A 19366-nucleotide genomic window follows, 5' to 3' on the forward strand; every position below is an offset into this window, starting at 1 on the left:
GTCAGGGGGTTTTTGCCGAGAATGTCGAGGAAGTTATGGCCTACAGTACTTTTTCCCAGAATAAAAACGATCAGCTTCTTGAGCCAATGTTCTTTGGCCAGTCGGTTAACGTTGCCCGTTTCGACCAACAGAAGCATGAAATTTTTGAAAAACTGATCGAAAAGCAACTGTCATTTTTCTGGCGTCCGGAAGAGATTGATGTTTCCCGTGACCGTATCGATTTCCAGGCGCTGCCGGAACATGAAAAGCACATCTTCCTGAGCAACCTGAAATACCAGACGCTGCTGGATTCCATTCAGGGCCGCAGCCCGAACGTCGCACTGCTACCGCTGATTTCCATTCCGGAACTGGAAACCTGGGTCGAGACCTGGGCGTTTTCAGAAACGATTCATTCACGGTCTTATACTCATATCATCCGTAATATCGTTAACGATCCGGCAATGGTATTTGACGATATCGTGACCAACGAAGAAATCCTCAAGCGCGCGAAAGACATCTCCGGTTATTACGACACGCTGATTGAAATGACCAGCTACTACCATCTGCTGGGGGAAGGCACGCATCAGGTCAACGGCAAAACGGTCGTGGTTAATCTGCGTGAGCTGAAGAAGAAGCTCTACATCTGTCTGATGAGCGTTAACGCGCTGGAGGCGGTACGTTTCTACGTCAGTTTCGCCTGTTCATTTGCGTTCGCTGAACGTGAACTGATGGAAGGCAACGCGAAAATTATCAAGATGATCGCCCGCGACGAAGCGCTGCATCTGACCGGCACTCAGCACGCGCTGAACCTGCTGCGTTCAGGCCAGGACGATCCGGAAATGGCTGAAATTGCGCGGGAATGCCAGCAGGAATGCCACGACCTGTTTGTTCTGGCGGCACAACAGGAAAAAGACTGGGCAGAATACCTGTTCAAAGACGGTTCCATGATCGGCCTGAACAAAGACATTCTTTGCCAGTACGTCGAATACATCACCAATATCCGTATGCAGGCTGTCGGGCTGGATGCGCCGTTCAAAACCCGCTCGAACCCAATCCCGTGGATCAACGCCTGGCTGGTGTCCGATAACGTGCAAGTTGCGCCGCAGGAAGTGGAAGTCAGTTCGTATCTGGTCGGTCAGATCGACTCTGAAGTTAACGCCGATGACCTGAGTGATTTTGAGCTTTAAATGACCGACAGGATCCTCACACTTTCAGCCAACGGACAGCAACTGGTCTGTAAAGCCGGGCACCGCAATTTGCTGGAAGTGTTTGAACATCATCAGGTTGAAGTGGAATACCAGTGCCGGGAAGGTTATTGCGGATCGTGCCGGATGAAGCTTATCAGCGGGGAAGTCACTTACAGTGAAAAACCTTTAGCCTTCATCTCAGACGGCGAAATTTTGCCGTGCTGTTGCATGCCGGCCGGGGATATTGAAGTCGAGTTTTAGTCCTTGCTCCTCCCCTTCACAGGGGAGGAGCTAAAACTCAGACCTTAGCAACCCGATCCAGCCACGGGTAATCCGCCACCGGCTCCCAGCTATTCAGATAGCGCCGCAACATATCCATCGCCACCATCGCCATCGTCTCCTGCCGTAATGCCAGCCCGTGACGCGTCGCGGTATAACGGATCGTCAGGCCACGGGTGCCGGCCGGGGTATGCAGTGCCAGACTTAACTCTTCACCAGACAGCGCCCCGACAGCCAGCGCCAGTTGGGCGCCGGTAGTTTCGGCCAGCGTCTGTGCGCGTGCCAGCAGGCATTCGAGGGATTTCTCCGGGGAAGCTTCACTGTCCTGTGGCAATAATTCACCATTGGTCAGCGGGACACCTGCACTTTGCAAACGCCAGTTCAACAGGCCACCGGTAAAACTTTCGCTGACCGCCAGACGTAAATCCTGTGCCAGCAGACGTTCAGCAAGACGATCCGGCAGGCTGCCCGGTCCTTCGAAAATGGTGCTTTCCCCGGCCACTTCCCGCACACGTTCGAATGCTTTATGCATCGCGTTTTCCTGCGAACGCGGACCGGTCACTTTCAGTTCAATGATAGGCGATGACGAACGGTACCCCATCACCACGCCTTCGGGCAGTTCGAGTTTATCCAGTTCGGTGGCAAGGTCACTTTCACCCCGTCCGAAGGTGGTCAGACGCAGACATAACGGGGCTTCCAGCGCCGGAAATTGTTTGTGCAGACGCGGAACGATTTGTTGTTCCACCATCACTTTAAATTCAGAGGGTACGCCAGGCGTAAAGAATATCTGGCAACGGTTAAGTCGCACACTGAAGCCGCAGGCAGTCCCGACCGGATTATCCAACAACTCGGCATTGGCGGGGATCTGGGCCTGTTTACGGTTGGATTCAGCCATCGGACGGCCGCGTTCCCTGAAGAACGCCTGCATGGTTTCAATCCAGCCGGCATCTTCTACCAACTCCACCCCACAGGCTTTCGCTGCCGCCATCGCACTTAAATCATCGGTCGTTGGCCCCAGGCCGCCGTTCACGATAAGTACATCAGCAATGTGGCTACGCTCTTTGAGAACAGCAACCAGCGCATCCAGGCTGTCGCCCACCGTTTCACGGCTGGTCATCGGTAAACCTTGCTCAAACAGATAATTCGCCAGCCACGCCGAATTGGTATCTACAATCTGGCCATGCAGTACTTCATCACCCGTACTCAGCATCTCAACCCTAAGCATCCCGTTCTCCTTCTGTATTTTTTGTTATTCCACTGTAGAAAGGCTGGGCAAGAAAAACAATCTCTCTACGGCAGAAAACAAAAAGGCCCGCACGAATGCGAGCCTCAGATCTTGCTTCAGACAACATCAGAAATTCACTGCGCCGCCTACATAAGCACCGTCTGCCACCACGTTATCGCGGTTGCCGTCTTTACCATCCATCGCCATGTAGCGGTAACCCACGCTCACGGTAACCAGCGGGATGGCGGTCAGACGCACGCCGGCGTTAGCTTCTTTGTAGTTGCCAATGCCGCTCGACAGTGAATCCGGAGAATAGTAGTAGTCACCGTACAGGGTGAACATTTTCGCGATTGGCAGTTGCAGACCACCGCCGACAGCCGCAGCATAACCTTCGTCACCGTCTTTCGGATTGGTATACAGACCTTTACCGCCAACCGTTGCCATGAACGGGCCGAGCGGAATGTTGTATCCCAAACCCAGGCCAGCCACATCACCGTCGTCATCGTTATGGGTGTAATCACCGCTCAATGCCAGACCCGGCGAGGCAGTGCCAAAGCCCACACCCAGATGCGTGTAATGTTCACCGACTTCACCATTGACACTGATTGCGCTGGCAGAAGCCGCGACAAACATCAGGCTGGCAGCAGCACCAGCGACAAGTAACTTTTTCATTATTTATCCTAAATAACAGTCAAACGACAATAAATCTTCCGTCCGAAGTCTAAAGCAATTCACTCTGCTGTAACAACTTTTTGGCGCGTTAATGCATTCACAGAGGTTCTGAAAATTGTAAGAAACATCGTTTTCATTGATGAAATGAACGTTTCCCATCGAAATGATAATTCCCACCTATTTGCCTCTGATCAATATAGGGTTTATTTGTAATCGGTAGAGTTAATTTGGCTTAGGGAGACAACCTGCTACCCGGGCAGATTTAAAGAACTACATCAACGTCACTACCCCTATACACCCGCACTCACTGAAAGGAATTTTTATGACCAAGAAAGGTTTAACAACCGCCGCTGGCGCGCCTGTCGTCGATAATAACAACGTGATTACCGCTGGCCGCCGTGGACCGTTGCTTTTGCAGGATGTCTGGTTTCTTGAGAAATTAGCGCATTTCGACCGCGAAGTGATCCCTGAGCGCCGTATGCACGCGAAAGGCTCCGGCGCTTATGGTACTTTCACCGTGACACACGATATTACCGCCTTCACACGCGCGAAAATCTTCGCTGAAATCGGCAAACAAACTGACCTGTTTATCCGTTTCTCGACAGTTGCCGGTGAACGGGGCGCAGCAGATGCGGAACGTGATATTCGCGGTTTTTCGATAAAATTCTATACCGAAGAAGGCAACTGGGATTTAGTCGGCAATAATACCCCAATATTTTATCTGCGCGATCCACTGAAATTCCCTGACCTGAACCACGTCGTCAAACGTGACCCGCGCACTAACCTGCGTAATCCGGCGTATAAATGGGACTTCTTCTCTCATCTTCCTGAAGCCCTGCATCAGCTGACCATTGATGTCAGCGACCGCGGCCTGCCAAGGTCTTACCGTCATATCCACGGCTTCGGCAGCCATACTTTCAGCTTTATCAATGCAGAAAATGCGCGTTTCTGGGTGAAATTCCACTTCCGCTGCCAGCAGGGCATTGAAAACCTGATGGACGAGGAAGCGGAAAAACAAGTAGGTGCCGACCGCGAGAGTTCTCAGCGGGACTTGTATGAAGCAATTGAACGCGGCGATTTCCCGCGCTGGAAACTGTTTGTGCAAATCATGCCGGAGCAAGAAGCCTCAAAGCTGCCTTACAACCCGTTTGACCTGACCAAAGTCTGGCTGCACAGCGATTATCCGCTGATCGAAGTGGGTGAATTCGAGCTGAACCGCAATCCGGAAAACTACTTTGCAGAAGTAGAACAGGTTGCAATGAATCCGGCCAATGTCGTGCCTGGCATCGGTTTCTCACCTGACCGCATGTTGCAGGGGCGTCTGTTCTCTTACGGCGACGCGCACCGTTATCGCCTGGGTGTGAATCATCATCAGATCCCGGTCAACGCACCAAAATGCCCGTTCCATAATTATCATCGTGACGGCGCAATGCGTATCGACGGCAACAGTGGCAACGGTGTGACTTACGAGCCGAACAGCGCAGGTTTATTCCAGGAGCAACCGGATTTCAGCGAACCGCCACTGAGCATTGAAGGCGCGGCCGATCACTGGAATCACCGTGAGGATGATGATTACTTCACTCAGCCACGTTTGCTGTTCAACCTGTTGTCTGAGGCTGAACATCAGCGCATGTTTGCACGCATTGCCGGTGAGCTGAAACAGGCTTCGCCGGACACGCAGGTACGCCAACTGGCGCTGTTTTATAACGTCGATCCAGCTTATGGCGCAGGGGTTGAAAAGGCACTGAAAGACTGATTTTTTACCCTCAGAAATGACAAGGGCCGCATTGCGCGGCCTTTTTTGTTTATTCCAGTCTCTAGTTTTACGAAAGCATTTCTATCCATCGCCGGACGCTGGCCCGCGAGATTTTAATCCCGCCCTGCGACAGGGCTACGGGCAGCGGATAATAGGCCACCGGCCACTGGAAGCGCGGGATCTTATTGCTCAGCCAGAGGTTAAGTTCCTCATACCGCAGCCCGGCTTGTGCGTCGAGCACAGCGACCGGTCGCTGACCAAATTGCTCATCCTCCACCGGTACCACAAACGCCTGCAAAACCTGCGGATGGCTGACCAGCACTTTTTCGATATCTTCAGGCTGGATCCCTTCCCCGCCGCTGAAAAACAGATTATCCAGCCGCCCGGCGATCAGCAGTTCGCCATCACGCCATTCTCCGCGGTCACGGGTATGCAACCAGCCACCGGCGTCGGCTACCGGCGATAACTGACCGTTTTTCCAGTAACCACTGGCCAGGCTGTCAGTGCGGATCAGGATCTCCTGATCCGCAATTTTAACTTCCTTTCCCGCCAGTGCCTGACCGACACCGGCGCGGCCATCAGCGCGTTTCGCCGTGACGGTAGACGCGGTTTCGGTCAGCCCGTAGCCGCACCAGCAGCGTATTCCCGCGCTTTCAGCCTGTCCGGTGAGTTCAGGAGGGATTTGCGCGCCGCCAAGCAAAACGTCTTTCAGCTTTTCAGGCACCGCAGTCCCTTGCAGCAAGCGCCAGAGCTGCGTGGGTACCAGCGAAGCGTGGCTGCAGCTGGCCAGAGCCACTTCAAACGGCTGCCCTTCAGTCAGCACCAGCGTGGCGCCCGCCGTCAGCCAGCGCCAGAGAATGCCCTGCCCGGAAACATGAAACAGCGGCAGGGAAAGCAGCCAGCTGTCGTTGCAGGTGAAAGGGATCACCTTCAGCACACCCGCCGCACTGGCCAGGTGTGCCGCAACCGTGTGCGCGGCAGCTTTCGGTAACCCGCTGGAACCTGATGTCAGCGTCAGTGTGGCGATGCGCTGCGGTTGCCATCCGGCAGAACTGATCCAGCAGGCATTCTGCAGGGTCAGCGCGGGGATATTCAGCAGCAGCCCCGGCTCTGCCAGATCCAGCATAAAAGCGATATCAAGCTGTGAAAGCAGTTCGTCACATAATGCCTGAGGCAGTTGCGGATTAAGCGGCAACAGGCGTGCGCCAGTTTGTAATAACGCCAGATAGCTGAGTACAGCATCCAGGGTATTTTTACTGCGCAGAACAACACCCGCGCCTTCTCCCACGCCCTGTGCCATAAAACCGGCTGCCAGCGTATCAATACGGTGCTGTAAATCACGCCAGCACCAGGTGATATCTCCCGCTTTCAGCGCCACGGCAAAAGGTGAAAGGTTTGCCCTTTCACGCCATGGCCAGTCGTTGATCATTTGCTCTGCCACACAATCTCCAGATCAGACGCGTCAGTCAGCGGTAATTCAGAGCCCGGCCAGCGACGGATAAGCTGCGTGTGCATGAGATCCAGCGTGTCCAGTCCGGGAATGGTGTCCGGCGTCAGCCACTGGGCAATGCGCGCCAGTTGCGTCAACCCGAGGCTGGATTCGAGGGAGGAACTGATCACTGCTTCCAGCCCTGCGGCATGCGCCTGCGCGATCAACTGGCGACAGCGCATCAGGCTGCCGGTAAGTGTAGGTTTGATGATAATTGCCGCCAGCCCGGGTTCGGCCTGTACGGTAAAACCGGTTTCGCGCACACTTTCATCCCAGGCGATCGCGATACCGGTCAGACGGGCGAAATCACGGGACTGCCCGCGGGTCAGACACGGCTCTTCAATAAACGCAATACGCGAACGCAGTTCAGGTGCCACATGGCGGGCAAATCCTTCGGCTTTAACCGGCGTCCAGCTGCGGTTAGCATCAAGGCGTAAATGCAGTTCCGGTAAGGCTTCCAGCAGCATACTGACATTCAGACCATCGCCGACGGATTCGTACAACCCCACTTTTACTTTCGCAACTTTCCTGCCACGAAAATCGCCCGGCAGTGCACCGAGACGGGCATAAAGTTCATTCGGATCACCATGACACAGCGGCGCACAGCGCGTGCTCAGTACTTCCGGCAATTCGCCGCGCAGTTCGGCGTCCGCACAACTCAGCCCGAAAGCCACTGAAGGTAATGCACTGAATGCTGAGGCAACGGCAGCCAGCGAGGCACCTTGCACCCACTGGCTCAGACCATGCTGAACGGCATCCTGCGCCTGAGACATATCTTCCAGACTGAACCCCGGCAGCGGTGCAATTTCACCCCAGCCTGTTTTTTCATCCTGCCACAGTGACACGAGAAAACCGTCGCGGGTTTTCAGGCGCTGATTGCGCAGCACCACCCCAGCCTCCATCGGCACGCTGTACCGGTACACCGTGGCGCGACGCATTATGGATTACGCTTAAATTTGCTGAAGTCCGGCTGACGTTTTTCATTAAACGCATTGCGGCCTTCCTGACCTTCATCGGTCATGTAGAACAACATCGTGGCGTTCCCGGCCAGTTCCTGAAGCCCCGCCTGTCCATCGCAATCGGCGTTCAGTGCGGCTTTCAGGCAACGCAGTGCCATCGGACTGTTTTCCAGCATTTCACGACACCAGCGCACGGTTTCTTTTTCCAGATCAGCCAGAGGAACCACGGTGTTCACCAGCCCCATTTCCAGTGCCGCGTTGGCATCGTACTGGCGGCACAGGAACCATATTTCACGGGCCTTTTTCTGACCGACGATACGCGCCATATAGGACGCGCCCCAGCCGCCATCGAAAGAGCCGACTTTCGGGCCGGTCTGGCCGAAGATGGCGTTATCTGCTGCGATGGTCAGGTCGCACATCATATGCAGTACATGACCGCCGCCAATGGAATAACCGGCTACCATCGCGACCACAGGTTTCGGACAAGTGCGGATCTGACGCTGGAAATCCAGCACGTTAAGATGATGCACACCGCTGGCATCCTGATAACCGCCGTAATCGCCACGGACTTTCTGATCGCCCCCCGCGCAGAAGGCTTTTTCACCTTCACCGGTCAGCACGATCACACCGATGCCTTCGTCATTACGGGCGTCGTCGAGTGCACGGATCATTTCTTTGACGGTCAGCGGACGAAACGCGTTGCGAACCTGCGGCCGGTTGATGGTGATTTTAGCGATGCCGTCAGTGGATTTGTGATAACGGATATCTTCAAACTCGCCGGTGCACTCACGCCATTCGACAGGTGCATACAATTGTTTTTCATCAGGATAAATCATGCTTAACTTCCTTTAAGACAGGTGAAGTAATAAATTCCAGCGCCTGACGGGCATATTCGGCCGGATTATCACGGTGTGCGTTATGCCCGGCATTGGCGACAGTGCGCAGCCCGAAACCGGACTGCTGCGCAAGATGAATAAATTTGATGTCCTGGTTGCCACACAGCCAGACAACCGGCAGGGAAATCCGCAGCAATTGTTCGCGTAAATCAGGTTGTACCGAAAGCGACGTAGCGGTCAGCACGGCGGCGACAGTGTGCGGATTATTGTTCTCACGCAACATAATCATTTGCTGGCGTTGCGAACGGGACAGGCTGGAAAACACCGGTTGCTGATACCAGATGTCCAGCGCCTGTTTCCACGGCATTTGCAAAAAGCGAGCCGCCCATTGCTGGTCATGATGGCGGCGTTGTGCCCTTTCGGCCTGACATGTCAGCCCCGGATGTGCGCCTTCGACCAGCAGGCCCTGTAAACCGGTACGATCGCCCTGGCAGGCGTGATACAGACTGATGCGCCCGCCCAGCGAGTAGCCAATCAGCCAATACGCGGCGACGTTTTTCACACGCAAGGTGTCGGTTAACTGCTGGCTGACATCCGCAAAACCGGCAGCCGTCAGCGACGCAGAACGGCCATGTCCCGGCAAATCCACAAACAGACAAGGCCAGCCACCAAGCGCAGGAAGCAAGGGCTGCCAGTCGTCTGCACTGCCCAGCAGGCCATGGAGAAACACCAGCCACGGACGGTCTGTGACCCCGGCGTTGAGAACCTGACAGGCCAGCGTCATGATGCGCTCATCTCCTGTACCAGCGAACGCAGGCATTCTGCCCCTTCTGTTTCACTGACTTTTAGCTCGATCAGTTTCACGCCCCCATGCTGCCAGCATTGACTGACTGCATGATGCAGCTCAGACATCGACACCGGACAGGCATAATCCAGACCAAACATTGCCGCTGCGTGGCTGAAACTCACATTCTGCGGCATACAGTAAAAGCGCTGCCGCTCGGCTTCCGGTGTCGGTAACAACGAGAAAATCTGCCCGCCATTGTTATTCACCACAATAATCACCGTCGGTGCAGAACACTGACGCATCAGCGCCAGCGCGTTTAAATCATAAAGCGCGGAGATATCACCCAGCAGCACCAGCGTCGGTTTGCAGGTTGCGCGCTGTACGCCCGCAGCGGTCGACAGCAGCCCGTCAATACCGCTTGCGCCGCGATTGGCGAAAACAGGATAACCGGCGGGAAGTTGAGCAAAGGCATCGGCCAGACGCACAATCAGGCTGTTGCCGAGAAATAGCTGGCCCTGCTCAGGTAATAAAGCCGGTAGCTGCCACGCAGCGGCGGCCTCGCCAAATACACCTTCGAGACGGGTTTCCATGGCATGTAACGCGCGCTGCGAGCAATGTTCAAGGGCTTGGGCCCAGTCCCCCTGAGGCTGAGCCGGATGAGACTGCAACCATTCACTGACGCTGGCCTGTATCCGACGACCACGATGTTGTGCCGGATCCTGACGGCCAGGCAGCGGATCAATCAGCCAGTACTCATCAGGTTGGCAGGCCGCCTGCCATTGCAGCAGACGCTTACCGGTCAGACCTGCGCCGAACTGGATCACCAGTTGGGCGTGCGCCAGTGTTGCCTGTGCCTGAGGTGACGCCAGCCACAAATCCGCGCAAGGGAGCGGATTACCGGTTGATGCCTGCACATCACTGATCAACGGCCAGCCCAGTTGCTCCGCCCAGTGTGCCACCCGTTCACTTTCACGTCCCGAAAGGCGGCCTGCGATAATGACGCCGCGTTTTTGCCGCCATGAAAACCAGTCCGGCTGTTCGGTCACCGGCAAAACCTGAGAATACTTCAGCCACGGCTGTTGTCCCTGCCACCAGTCGCCCAGCGTTTGCAGCCAGTCCAGATGTTCGCCATTGTCCTCGCCATACAGCGGTTCAGCGAACGGGCAGTTAATGTGCACGGCGCCGTGTGTCTGCTGCGCCAGCACATTATCCAGCGCGGAAACCAGCCAGCTCGCACTGATTTCCGGTGTCGGACGGGGTAATTCCAGCGACCCGACCGGATGACTGGCGAACATACCGGTCTGGCGGATAGCCTGATTAGCACCGCAACCGATGAGTTCCGGGGGACGGTCAGCGGTGAGCAATACCAGTTTTTCGCCGGTCAGCCCGGCTTCGATCAACGCAGGATACAAATTTGCCACCGCCGTACCGGAGGTAACGATAATCGCCACGCGCTGCCCGCTGGCTTTTGCCAGCCCGAGTGCCAGATGGCCGAGGCCGCGTTCATCAAAATGAGTATGGCAGATAAGATGCGGATGTGCGGCGGCGGCCAGCGTTAACGGCGTAGACCGGGAACCGGGTGCGATGCACACATGCTGCACCTGATGGCGGGTTACGGCTTCGAGGATAAGCGTCGCCCAACGGCGGTTAAAAACGGCTACAGACATGTTCAACTCACTCCGGCAAAGGGTTATCCGGCCTGAACGGCAGGCGTGTAATGCTCTTCCAGCAAAGTGCGTAAACCCGCGGCTTTGTTTTCGATTTCCAGCCATTCCTGTGCGGCGTCAGAACCGGCGACAATCCCCGCACCGGCATAGAGTTCAAGATGATGTCCTTTCACCATGGCAGAACGCAGCGCGACGGTAAATTCACTTTGTTCAGCACTGAGATATCCGGCAGAACCGGCATACCATTCACGATCAAAAGGTTCAAATTCAGCAATGAACTTGCGTGCGGCCTGTCTCGGTAATCCGGCCACGGCTGCGGTCGGTTGCAGGCGTTGCAGACAACCGGCATCATCAGGCCCGGTCAGTTCACCGTGAATATTGCGGCGTAAATGCTGCACTTTGCGCAGACGTAAAACCTCTGCCGGTGTGACATCCAGAGAATGCGCCCCGCCCTGTAAACGCTGACAGATGTCGTCAACGACCAGTAAATTTTCACGCTGATTTTTGCCATCGCTGAGCAGCCAGTCACCCAGTGCCTGCGCTTGCTGATCATCGGGATGATTGGCCACGGTTCCCGCCAGCGCTTCGGTATAGAGTTCGGTGTTATCACGCAGAAATAAACGTTCCGGGCTGGAACCCAGAAACGCCTGTTGTGCGGTGAACGCCAGCATAAAATGATAGCAGTGATGATTAACGCTGCGGCTGGCAGCAAGAAATGCACAGGCATTCAGTGGCTGACTGAGCGTTAAGGTTGTTTTGCGTGCCAGCACGACTTTATCGAACTGATGCTGTTCAATACCTGAAAGCGCACGTTCAACCAGCGCCTTCCACTGCGACTCGGCCGGTAAATGCTGATGCTGTAATACGTGGGAGGTAAGCGGTGGTAAGGTGCGACTGGCCACCAGTGAACGCAGGAACAAGCGTGTGCGGCGTGCCTCATCCTGTAAAGAATACGGACTGAAAAGGGTACAACGCAGCCACCAGGTATTGCCCTGACGGCAAAGTTCGATGCGGGGAAGAAACAGTGCGTTGGCAGCGGATGCATCATCCGCCGTACCGTTAAACGCATTCAGCCCCCAGATATGCAAATCGGGAACCTCAGGAAACTGGCGAATAAACGCCTGCGCTTGCGCAATATGCCCAAAAGAATAAGCATCGCCACAAACGGCAGCTTCTTCATTTCCGTCACGTTGTTGCCAGTAAAATTTCGGGTAACAAGGCTGCGCAGCCAGCCATTCGAGCAGGCCAGTGTCAGGCTGTTTTTGCAGGGAATAACTGAATTGCCGGATCCCCGCAGCAGCAGGCCATTCGCCTGCCAGCCTCGTATCAAGCTGTTCAATGATTGCTGAGATTTGTTTCACCGCTACCTCGGACCATACCGGATGTTTAGTGACGGGCAGAAATACCCTTCTGGATCAAAAAACGGGTTGGATCAATAACGGAAGAATTATGCGGCGATACGAAAAATGAAAATATGCGACAGATCAAGCTGAAGTGAGTGCCGTTAGCTAAGAAGGAGTAGAAGAAGGGAGAAAGGAGTAAGTCACCGGGCAGAAACAGGAGCAGCAGACGCTGCCCCTGTTCAGTGAGATTAACGACGCAGAAGCAGGCCGACAACCAGACCTACGGCAGCACCGACGCCGACGCCATGCCATGGATTTTCATGCACATAATCATCAGTTCTTTCTGCAACCTGACGGGCTTTCTTGCAGTAAGAACGTGCCGCCGGGTCAATACGTGATTTAATATCTTTCAGCGCATTTTCTGCACGTGCTTTGACCTGAATGTATTTCTCATCCGCTTTGTCACCCGAGGATTTGAGTACTTCCTCCAGCGTTTCAGTCAACATGCGTAAATCGTCATCCAACGAATTCTGCTGTGTCTCAAATTGTTCAGCCATGGTTATCTCCTTATGATGGGTTCGTGTAAAAGCATAGACTGCCTTTAACCCTAGCGCATATCGGGAGTAATTGCCTGAAGGATCCGCCCTAAACTGCCGAAAAATCGAGGTTTTAAGAACCTTCCGACCCTTTAGTTTCAGTAAAAACGGTTCTTTTCACAGCCTCGTTCTGCTGCTTTTCACGCTGTTTGGCCAGCCACAATCCACTGTTTTTCATCGCGTAACCGAACATTAACCCCACCAGCAAAGATACCACCACCTGACGCCAGTCACCTTGCGCGGCGAAGGTCGCGCAGGCACCGATAAAGGTGCCCGGCACAAAGGCCAGCCATTGCTGCCGAGCCTGAATACACATCAGGAATGCCACTACGCCAGTCAGCAGATAACCCAGAATGTTCCATTCGGGACGCATGGCGCTGCCTGCAATAATCACGACCGCCCAAAATACACCGCTGAGACAGGTCAGGGTGCTGATCAGCAACCCGCGTAATCCGCCCTGCGGGCATGCGAAATACGCTGTGCACCCCAGGAAACCCGCCCAGCTTATCAGGCCAAGGCTTATCGCCACCCAACCCCAGATACCAGAGAGGATGCCGGTGGTGATGGCGATCATCACTAAAACATTCATGGTGTGAACCTGTACGAATCTGAACAAGCGCGCAGTGTACGCATTGGCAGGAATAATGAAATGGGAGAGATCACAAAACCAATGTAATGATTAGCTGAACGTACATATAAATGCGACATACATCACATAAATCAATCAATACGATTAAAAAAGCCGCTCATGTGAGCGGCTTCGTCAGGTTTTGCAGATGCTCTCAGAGCAGCGGTTGGGCCATCTGTACCAGCGAAATCAGCGGTTGCGGGAAGATACCCAGCAACAGCACTAAAATCGCAGAAATCAGCACCACGACACCGCCTGCGGTCAGTGCCCAGTTGTTCGGGGTATCACGTACCAGCGTTTCCGGTGCACTCAGGTACAGGCTCACGGTGACGCGCAGATAGTAATAAAGACCAATCGCAGAACCCACCACTACAGCACCGGTCAGCCACCACAGATGTGCGGTCACACCGGTCGCAATCACGTAGAACTTACCGATAAAGCCCAGCGTCATCGGAATACCGGCCAGTGACAACATCATCACGGTCATCACCGCAGACAGAATTGGCTTATGCCAGAACAGACCACGGTAAGAGAACAGCGATTCTGCATCCGGGCCTTTGTACGGGCTGGACATCAGACTCACGACACCGAAAGCGCCGAGGCTGCTGAACAGATAACCGGCCAGATACACGCCAACGGTTTCCATCGACAGCTGATGTGTTTGTACCGCAATCAGCGCCACCAGCAGATAACCCAGGTGAGCGATGGAAGAATAACCAAGCAGACGTTTGATATTGCTCTGGCTGATAGCCATCAGGTTACCGACCAGGATCGAACAGAAGGCAATGATGCTCAGCACGATGCGGATTGATTCACTGTCAGCTACAGGCGCGTACAGGAACAAACGCATGACCACCGCAAAGATAGCGATCTTGCTGGCGGTTGCCAGGAAAGTCGAGACCGGTGCAGGTGCGCCCTGATACACGTCCGGCGTCCACAGATGGAACGGTACCAGCGACAGTTTAAAGCCCAGACCCACAATCATCATTCCGAGACCGGCCATCAGCAAAGGCTGATGCAGCATTACGCCATCGCCCAGATTTTTGCCCAAAGACGCAAAGGACAAATCACCGGATTGTGCGTACAGCAGCGCCATACCAAACAGCAGGAAGGAAGACGCAGCAGCCGACAGCAGCATGTATTTGATAGCCGCTTCCAGCGAGCGTTTCTGGCGGTAGGCGTAACCAATCAGGCCGAACAATGGCAGGGAAATCAGTTCGATCCCGAGGAACATTGACGCCAGATGGTTAGAACATGCCAGCAGAATGCCGCCCATGGCCGCAATGAGAACTAACAGATAGAACTCTTCGCGGTTGTCCGGATAACCGGCCAGCCAGGGATAAGCAAACGTACTGGTGGCCAGACTCGCCAGCAATACCAGCCCGATGTAGAACATCGAGTAGCCGTCAACGCGCAGCAGCGGTGTGACATCCTGCGGACCGACCTGCCCGACGTAGTAAAGGGAAAGTAAGGCAACGTTCAGCCCGATGACTGTCAGTGTGGCATTGAGAAAATGGTCGCGTCGCCACGCAATGGACAGCATCACCACCACCACCGTCAATCCGACGATCATCAGCGGTAATAGTGCGATCAGATTTTGAAGTGTAAATGTCATGGCGAGTTACGGCCTTGTCGTTGAAATAGTGGAAACTGAAGACCCGAACCCGTGCTGGATGTTACTCATCGCAGCACTCGAAGTATCCAGAATTGGCTGCGGGAAGATGCCCAGCACCACCAGCAATACCACCAGCAACAGGATGATCGACAGTTCGCGTGAGGTCATACCCTGCAGCGGTTCGTCAGATTTTGCTTTGCCATAGTAAGCGCGCTGCATCATCACCAGTGAGTAAACTGAAGCGAACACCAGACCAAAGGTTGAGATGACAGTGATCACCGGCACAACCGGGAAGCTGCCAAACAAGATCTGGAATTCACCAACGAAGTTACCTGTACCCGGCATCCCTAAAGTGGCGACAGCGAAGAACAGAGACAACGCTGGCAGGTATTTAATACGCCCCCACAATCCTCCCATCTGACGCATGTCGCGGGTATGCAGACGTTCGTAGAGCTGACCACAAATGATGAACATCCCGGCGGCGGACAGACCGTGTGCAATCATCTGAATGACTGCGCCCTGGTATGCCAGGTGGCTGCCGGTGTAGATAGCAATCAGTACGAAGCCCATGTGCGAAACGGAGGTGTACGCGATCAGACGTTTAATGTCAGTCTGGCAGAAGGCCATCCACGCGCCGTAGAAGATACCAATCACACCCAGCCACATAGCAATCGGGGCGAACTGGTGTGAGGCTTCCGGGAACAGTGGCAGACAGAAACGTAACATCCCGTAAGCCGCAGTTTTTAGCAAGATACCGGCTAAGTCGACGGAACCTGCGGTTGGCGCCTGGCTGTGTGCATCCGGTAACCAGCCATGCAATGGCACAACCGGCATTTTCACCGCGAAGGCAATAAAGAAGCCGAGCATCAGCAGGTATTCAACACCGTGCGACATTGGCGTTTTCAGCAGGTCGGCATAATTAAATGTCCACACGCCGGTGGCGTTATAGTGCACAAACACCAGGCCGAGGATCGCAATCAACATCACCAGTCCGCTGGACTGTGTATAGATGAAGAATTTGGTTGCTGCGCTGATACGTGTTTTACCGTCTGACGCTTTGTGGCCCCACAAAGCAATCAGGAAGTACATCGGCACCAGCATCATTTCCCAGAAGAAGAAGAACAGGAACATGTCGATGGCGAGGAACACGCCGATCACGCCGCCGAGGATCCACAATAAATTCAGGTGGAAGAAACCCTGATATTTCTGGATTTCACGCCACGAACAGAGGATCGCCAGCACACCCAGCAAACCGGTCAGTACCACCATCAGCAAAGACAAACCGTCCAGTGCCAGATGGAAACTGATGCCAAAACGTGGGATCCATGGCAACGAAAACTCGGATTGCCACTGCGGAATCCCCGCAGGCGTCGTTAATGAATATCCTCCCTGCAACCACAATTGCACGGAAAGAGCCAGCGTCAGCCCCATCGCAATCAACGCGATCCAGCGCGGTACTTTGCTCCCAAAGCGCTCAGTCTGCCAGCACAGCAGTCCGCCGATAAAGGGGATAAATATTAGCCAAGGTAATAGCATGGCGTGTCGTTCCCTTCTTTTATGCCCGAAGGCTATTTCACTTGCCGCCCCGTTACGGGAACAGACCGGCATTGATAACTACACCTGGAATGCAGGCTTAAATCACCAGCAGCAGCGCCAGAACAACGACTGCACCGAGCCCCATTGACGCGACGTACCAACGTACCTGACCGTTTTCGCTGAGAGTCAGACCACGGTTACCCAGACGGGCAAACAGCGCAGGCAGATTCATCATTGAGTTCAGCGGATCACGTTGCAGGAGTTTCGCGACCAGCAGATAAGGTTTCACGAAAATCATGTCGTACAGCCAGTCGAAGCCCCAGGCATGGAACCACCAGGTCGTGAAGAAACGGCCCGGTGCGCTTTTCGCAATGCTGTTGACCAGCGAGCGTTTACCCAGATACAGGGCCGCCGCCAGCAGAATCCCAACAATTGCAATCACGCCTGATGTGATTTCCAGCGTCAGCACACTGCCGTGCGCCAGTTCAGTGGTATCCGGCAGTACGCCTTTCAGTGGCGGAACAATCATCGCGCCAATGAAGGTGGACAGAACCAGTAACACCAGCAGCGGCAGGTGGTGAGTGATGCCTTTACCCGCATGTGCTTTGATTTTTTCTTCGCCGTGGAAGACGATGAAGATCATGCGGAAGGTGTACAGCGAGGTCATAAACGCCCCGACCAGACCCGCAACCATCAGATTCAGGTGGCCGTTAGCCAGCGCACCCGCGAGGATTTCATCTTTACTGAAGAAGCCCGCAGTGATGATTGGCAAGGCGGACAGTGCAGCACCGCCGACCAGGAAGCAGATATACACCAGCGGAATGGACTTACGTAATCCACCCATTTTGAAGATGTTCTGTTCGTGGTGGCAGGCCAGAATGACCGAACCGGAAGAAAGGAACAGCAGTGCTTTGAAGAACGCGTGCGTCATCAGGTGGAAGATGGCGGCATCCCACGCCTGAACGCCCAGCGCCAGGAACATGTAACCAATCTGGCTCATGGTCGAGTACGCGAGAACACGTTTGATGTCGGTCTGCACCAGCGCAGCAAAGCCCGCCAGTACCAGCGTTACCGCGCCGATAATGCCCACCAGATGCAGAATTTCCGGTGCCATCAGGAACAGGCCGTGCGTACGTGCAATCAGATAAACACCGGCGGTCACCATGGTTGCGGCGTGGATCAGCGCAGAAACCGGCGTCGGACCAGCCATAGCATCTGCCAGCCAGGTCTGGAGCGGAAGCTGTGCGGATTTACCCACTGCGCCACCCAGTAACATCAGGGTCGCCCAGGTGATAGCCGTATCGCCAACGGCCAGTTTCTGTGGTGCCAGGATCATCAGTTCACGGAAGTTCAGGGTACCCAGTTCGCGGTACAGGATGAACAATGCGAAAGCCAGGAACACGTCACCGACACGGGTCACAATGAATGCTTTCATTGCGGCCGCACCGTTTGCCGGATGGGTGTAATAGAAACCGATCAACAGGTAACTGCACAGACCCACGCCTTCCCAGCCGAGGTACATCAGCAACAGGTTATCGGCCAGTACCAGAATGACCATGCTGGCGATAAACAGGTTGGTGTAAGCAAAGAAGCGTGAATAGCCTTCTTCACCGCGCATGTACCAGGAAGCAAACATGTGGATGAAGAAACCGACGCCGGTGACCACGGACAGCATGGTCATCGACAAACCATCGAGCGTCAGCGTGACAGGAATATTGAAATCCCCGACCTGCATCCAGTTCCACAGATTCTGGTTAAAGACTTCAACGCCCGCCGCTTTCTGGCTGAGGAAATTGATACCCACATAAAGGGTGGTCAGCGCTGCCAGACCAATCGACCCGACACCTACGGTAGCGGAGGTATTTTCAGACCAGCGACCGCGTGAAAAGGCCAGTAACAGGAAGCCAATCAGCGGGAACAGAATTGTTAAATAGAGTAAGTTCATCCGCGCATCTCACTGACAGTATCAATATTGAGAGTGTGGCGACGGCGATACAGTTGCAGCAGCAACGCCAGGCCAATACTGGCCTCCGCCGCAGCCAGGCTGATAGCCAGAATGTACATCACCTGCCCGTCCGCCTGACCCCAGTAGCTTCCTGCCACGATGAACGCCAGCGCCGCTGCGTTGATCATCACTTCAAGGCTGATCAACATAAACAGCAGGTTACGACGAACCAGCAGCCCGGTCAGCCCCAACACAAAGAGGATGGCGGCCAAAATAAGACCATGTTGTAGAGGGATCATGCTCTCTCCTCCGTTTTTCTTTTTGTTGCCATTTCGGTCGTTACCGGTGCGTCACCAAAGACTTCACCTGGTTTGTGTTCACGTCCGATATGGAATGCCACGACCAGACCGGCCAGCAGCAACATTGATGCCAGTTCAACCGCCAGAACGTAAGGTCCAAACAGCGCGATACCGACGGCTTTCGCATCAATCATGTCGCCTTTGATACCGTGAGCATGCAACCCGAGGATTGACATGATCATCACCACCAGCAGGATGACCGACAGGATTGAAGGCCCGATCCAGGTGGCAGGTTTAAGCCATGCACGTTCCTGCTCCTGCACGTTACCCAGGTTGAGCATCATCACCACAAAGACGAACAGCACCATAATGGCACCGGCGTACACGATGATCTCCAGGGCACCGGCGAAATACGCACCGAGCGAGAAGAAAACCGCAGCAATCGCCAGCAGAGAGACGATCAGGTACAGCAGTGCATGAACCGGGTTGGTATGCGTGATCACACGCAATGTCGCCAACACGGCCACCAGGGCTGCAATATAAAATGCAAATTCCATGCTTGCGGCTC

Annotated in this window: 18 protein-coding genes; 3 read left to right on the forward strand and 15 right to left on the reverse strand. The window is 54.5% G+C overall.

Going from position 1 to position 19366, the window contains the following annotated elements; translation table 11 throughout:
- Positions 1-35: 35 nt before the first annotated feature.
- Entirely contained in the window at positions 36-1166 is a 1131-nt protein-coding gene (nrdB, locus tag J1785_RS19730; RefSeq protein WP_129952354.1) for a class Ia ribonucleoside-diphosphate reductase subunit beta, read from the forward strand.
- Positions 1167-1427 (forward strand): class I ribonucleotide reductase maintenance protein YfaE, encoded by a 261-nt coding sequence (gene yfaE, locus J1785_RS19735; protein WP_217220296.1) that lies wholly within the window; start codon positions 1167-1169, stop codon positions 1425-1427.
- Positions 1428-1464: 37 nt separating this feature from the next.
- Here the strand turns inward: yfaE and J1785_RS19740 are convergent, their stop codons facing one another.
- Positions 1465-2670 carry a nicotinamide mononucleotide deamidase-related protein YfaY gene (locus tag J1785_RS19740; protein WP_217157565.1) on the reverse strand — a complete coding sequence of 402 codons (1206 nt, stop codon included), beginning with the start codon at positions 2668-2670 and terminating at the stop codon, positions 1465-1467.
- A gap of 126 nt (positions 2671-2796) precedes the next feature.
- Positions 2797-3342, reverse strand: coding sequence for a YfaZ family outer membrane protein (locus tag J1785_RS19745; protein WP_217220298.1), 546 nt, complete (start codon positions 3340-3342; stop codon positions 2797-2799).
- Positions 3343-3664: 322 nt separating this feature from the next.
- Here J1785_RS19745 and J1785_RS19750 point away from each other — a divergent pair, with 322 nt between their 5' ends.
- Positions 3665-5098 carry a catalase gene (locus tag J1785_RS19750; protein ID WP_217220300.1) on the forward strand — a complete coding sequence of 478 codons (1434 nt, stop codon included), beginning with the start codon at positions 3665-3667 and terminating at the stop codon, positions 5096-5098.
- Positions 5099-5165: 67 nt separating this feature from the next.
- Here the strand turns inward: J1785_RS19750 and menE are convergent, their stop codons facing one another.
- The 13 genes from menE to nuoJ all read right to left on the reverse strand — a co-directional run bounded on the left by menE (position 5166) and on the right by nuoJ (position 19355).
- Positions 5166-6527 carry an o-succinylbenzoate--CoA ligase gene (gene menE / locus J1785_RS19755; RefSeq protein WP_217220318.1) on the reverse strand — a complete coding sequence of 454 codons (1362 nt, stop codon included), beginning with the start codon at positions 6525-6527 and terminating at the stop codon, positions 5166-5168.
- Entirely contained in the window at positions 6524-7525 is a 1002-nt protein-coding gene (gene menC / locus J1785_RS19760; RefSeq protein WP_217220312.1) for an o-succinylbenzoate synthase, read from the reverse strand. Before menC ends, menE begins: the two co-directional genes overlap by 4 nt.
- Entirely contained in the window at positions 7525-8382 is an 858-nt protein-coding gene (gene menB, locus J1785_RS19765) for a 1,4-dihydroxy-2-naphthoyl-CoA synthase (RefSeq protein ID WP_129952348.1), read from the reverse strand. The genes menC and menB overlap by 1 nt, the downstream gene beginning before the upstream one ends.
- A complete protein-coding gene (gene menH, locus J1785_RS19770) occupies positions 8369-9202 on the reverse strand; it encodes a 2-succinyl-6-hydroxy-2,4-cyclohexadiene-1-carboxylate synthase (protein ID WP_370278355.1) in 834 nt (277 codons plus the stop codon). The genes menB and menH overlap by 14 nt, the downstream gene beginning before the upstream one ends.
- The gene (menD, locus tag J1785_RS19775) at positions 9163-10836 is read right to left on the reverse strand and encodes a 2-succinyl-5-enolpyruvyl-6-hydroxy-3-cyclohexene-1-carboxylic-acid synthase (protein ID WP_217220314.1); all 1674 of its coding nucleotides are present in this window, start codon (positions 10834-10836) and stop codon (positions 9163-9165) included. Before menD ends, menH begins: the two co-directional genes overlap by 40 nt.
- Before the next feature lie 23 nt (positions 10837-10859).
- The gene (gene menF, locus J1785_RS19780) at positions 10860-12197 is read right to left on the reverse strand and encodes an isochorismate synthase MenF (RefSeq protein WP_129952346.1); all 1338 of its coding nucleotides are present in this window, start codon (positions 12195-12197) and stop codon (positions 10860-10862) included.
- Positions 12198-12427: 230 nt separating this feature from the next.
- Entirely contained in the window at positions 12428-12736 is a 309-nt protein-coding gene (elaB, locus tag J1785_RS19785; RefSeq protein WP_129952345.1) for a stress response protein ElaB, read from the reverse strand.
- A 112-nt stretch (positions 12737-12848) separates the two neighbouring features.
- Positions 12849-13364, reverse strand: coding sequence for a DUF1097 domain-containing protein (locus tag J1785_RS19790; protein WP_217220315.1), 516 nt, complete (start codon positions 13362-13364; stop codon positions 12849-12851).
- 193 nt (positions 13365-13557) lie between these two features.
- On the reverse strand, positions 13558-15018 hold the full coding sequence (gene nuoN, locus J1785_RS19795; protein ID WP_015696468.1) for an NADH-quinone oxidoreductase subunit NuoN: 1461 nt from the start codon (positions 15016-15018) through the stop codon (positions 13558-13560).
- Between the two features lie 6 nt (positions 15019-15024).
- The gene (gene nuoM, locus J1785_RS19800) at positions 15025-16554 is read right to left on the reverse strand and encodes an NADH-quinone oxidoreductase subunit M (RefSeq protein ID WP_129952343.1); all 1530 of its coding nucleotides are present in this window, start codon (positions 16552-16554) and stop codon (positions 15025-15027) included.
- Between the two features lie 97 nt (positions 16555-16651).
- Positions 16652-18499, reverse strand: a complete 1848-nt coding sequence (gene nuoL, locus J1785_RS19805; RefSeq protein ID WP_129952342.1) for an NADH-quinone oxidoreductase subunit L — start codon at positions 18497-18499, stop codon at positions 16652-16654.
- Complete coding sequence (gene nuoK, locus J1785_RS19810; protein ID WP_004936014.1) at positions 18496-18798, reverse strand: NADH-quinone oxidoreductase subunit NuoK; 303 nt, start codon at positions 18796-18798, stop codon at positions 18496-18498. The genes nuoL and nuoK overlap by 4 nt, the downstream gene beginning before the upstream one ends.
- Positions 18795-19355, reverse strand: a complete 561-nt coding sequence (nuoJ, locus tag J1785_RS19815; RefSeq protein WP_129952341.1) for an NADH-quinone oxidoreductase subunit J — start codon at positions 19353-19355, stop codon at positions 18795-18797. Before nuoJ ends, nuoK begins: the two co-directional genes overlap by 4 nt.
- Positions 19356-19366: the final 11 nt, after the last annotated feature.

Source organism: Rahnella perminowiae, assembly GCF_019049755.1.
GTDB classification, from domain to species: domain Bacteria; phylum Pseudomonadota; class Gammaproteobacteria; order Enterobacterales; family Enterobacteriaceae; genus Rahnella; species Rahnella perminowiae.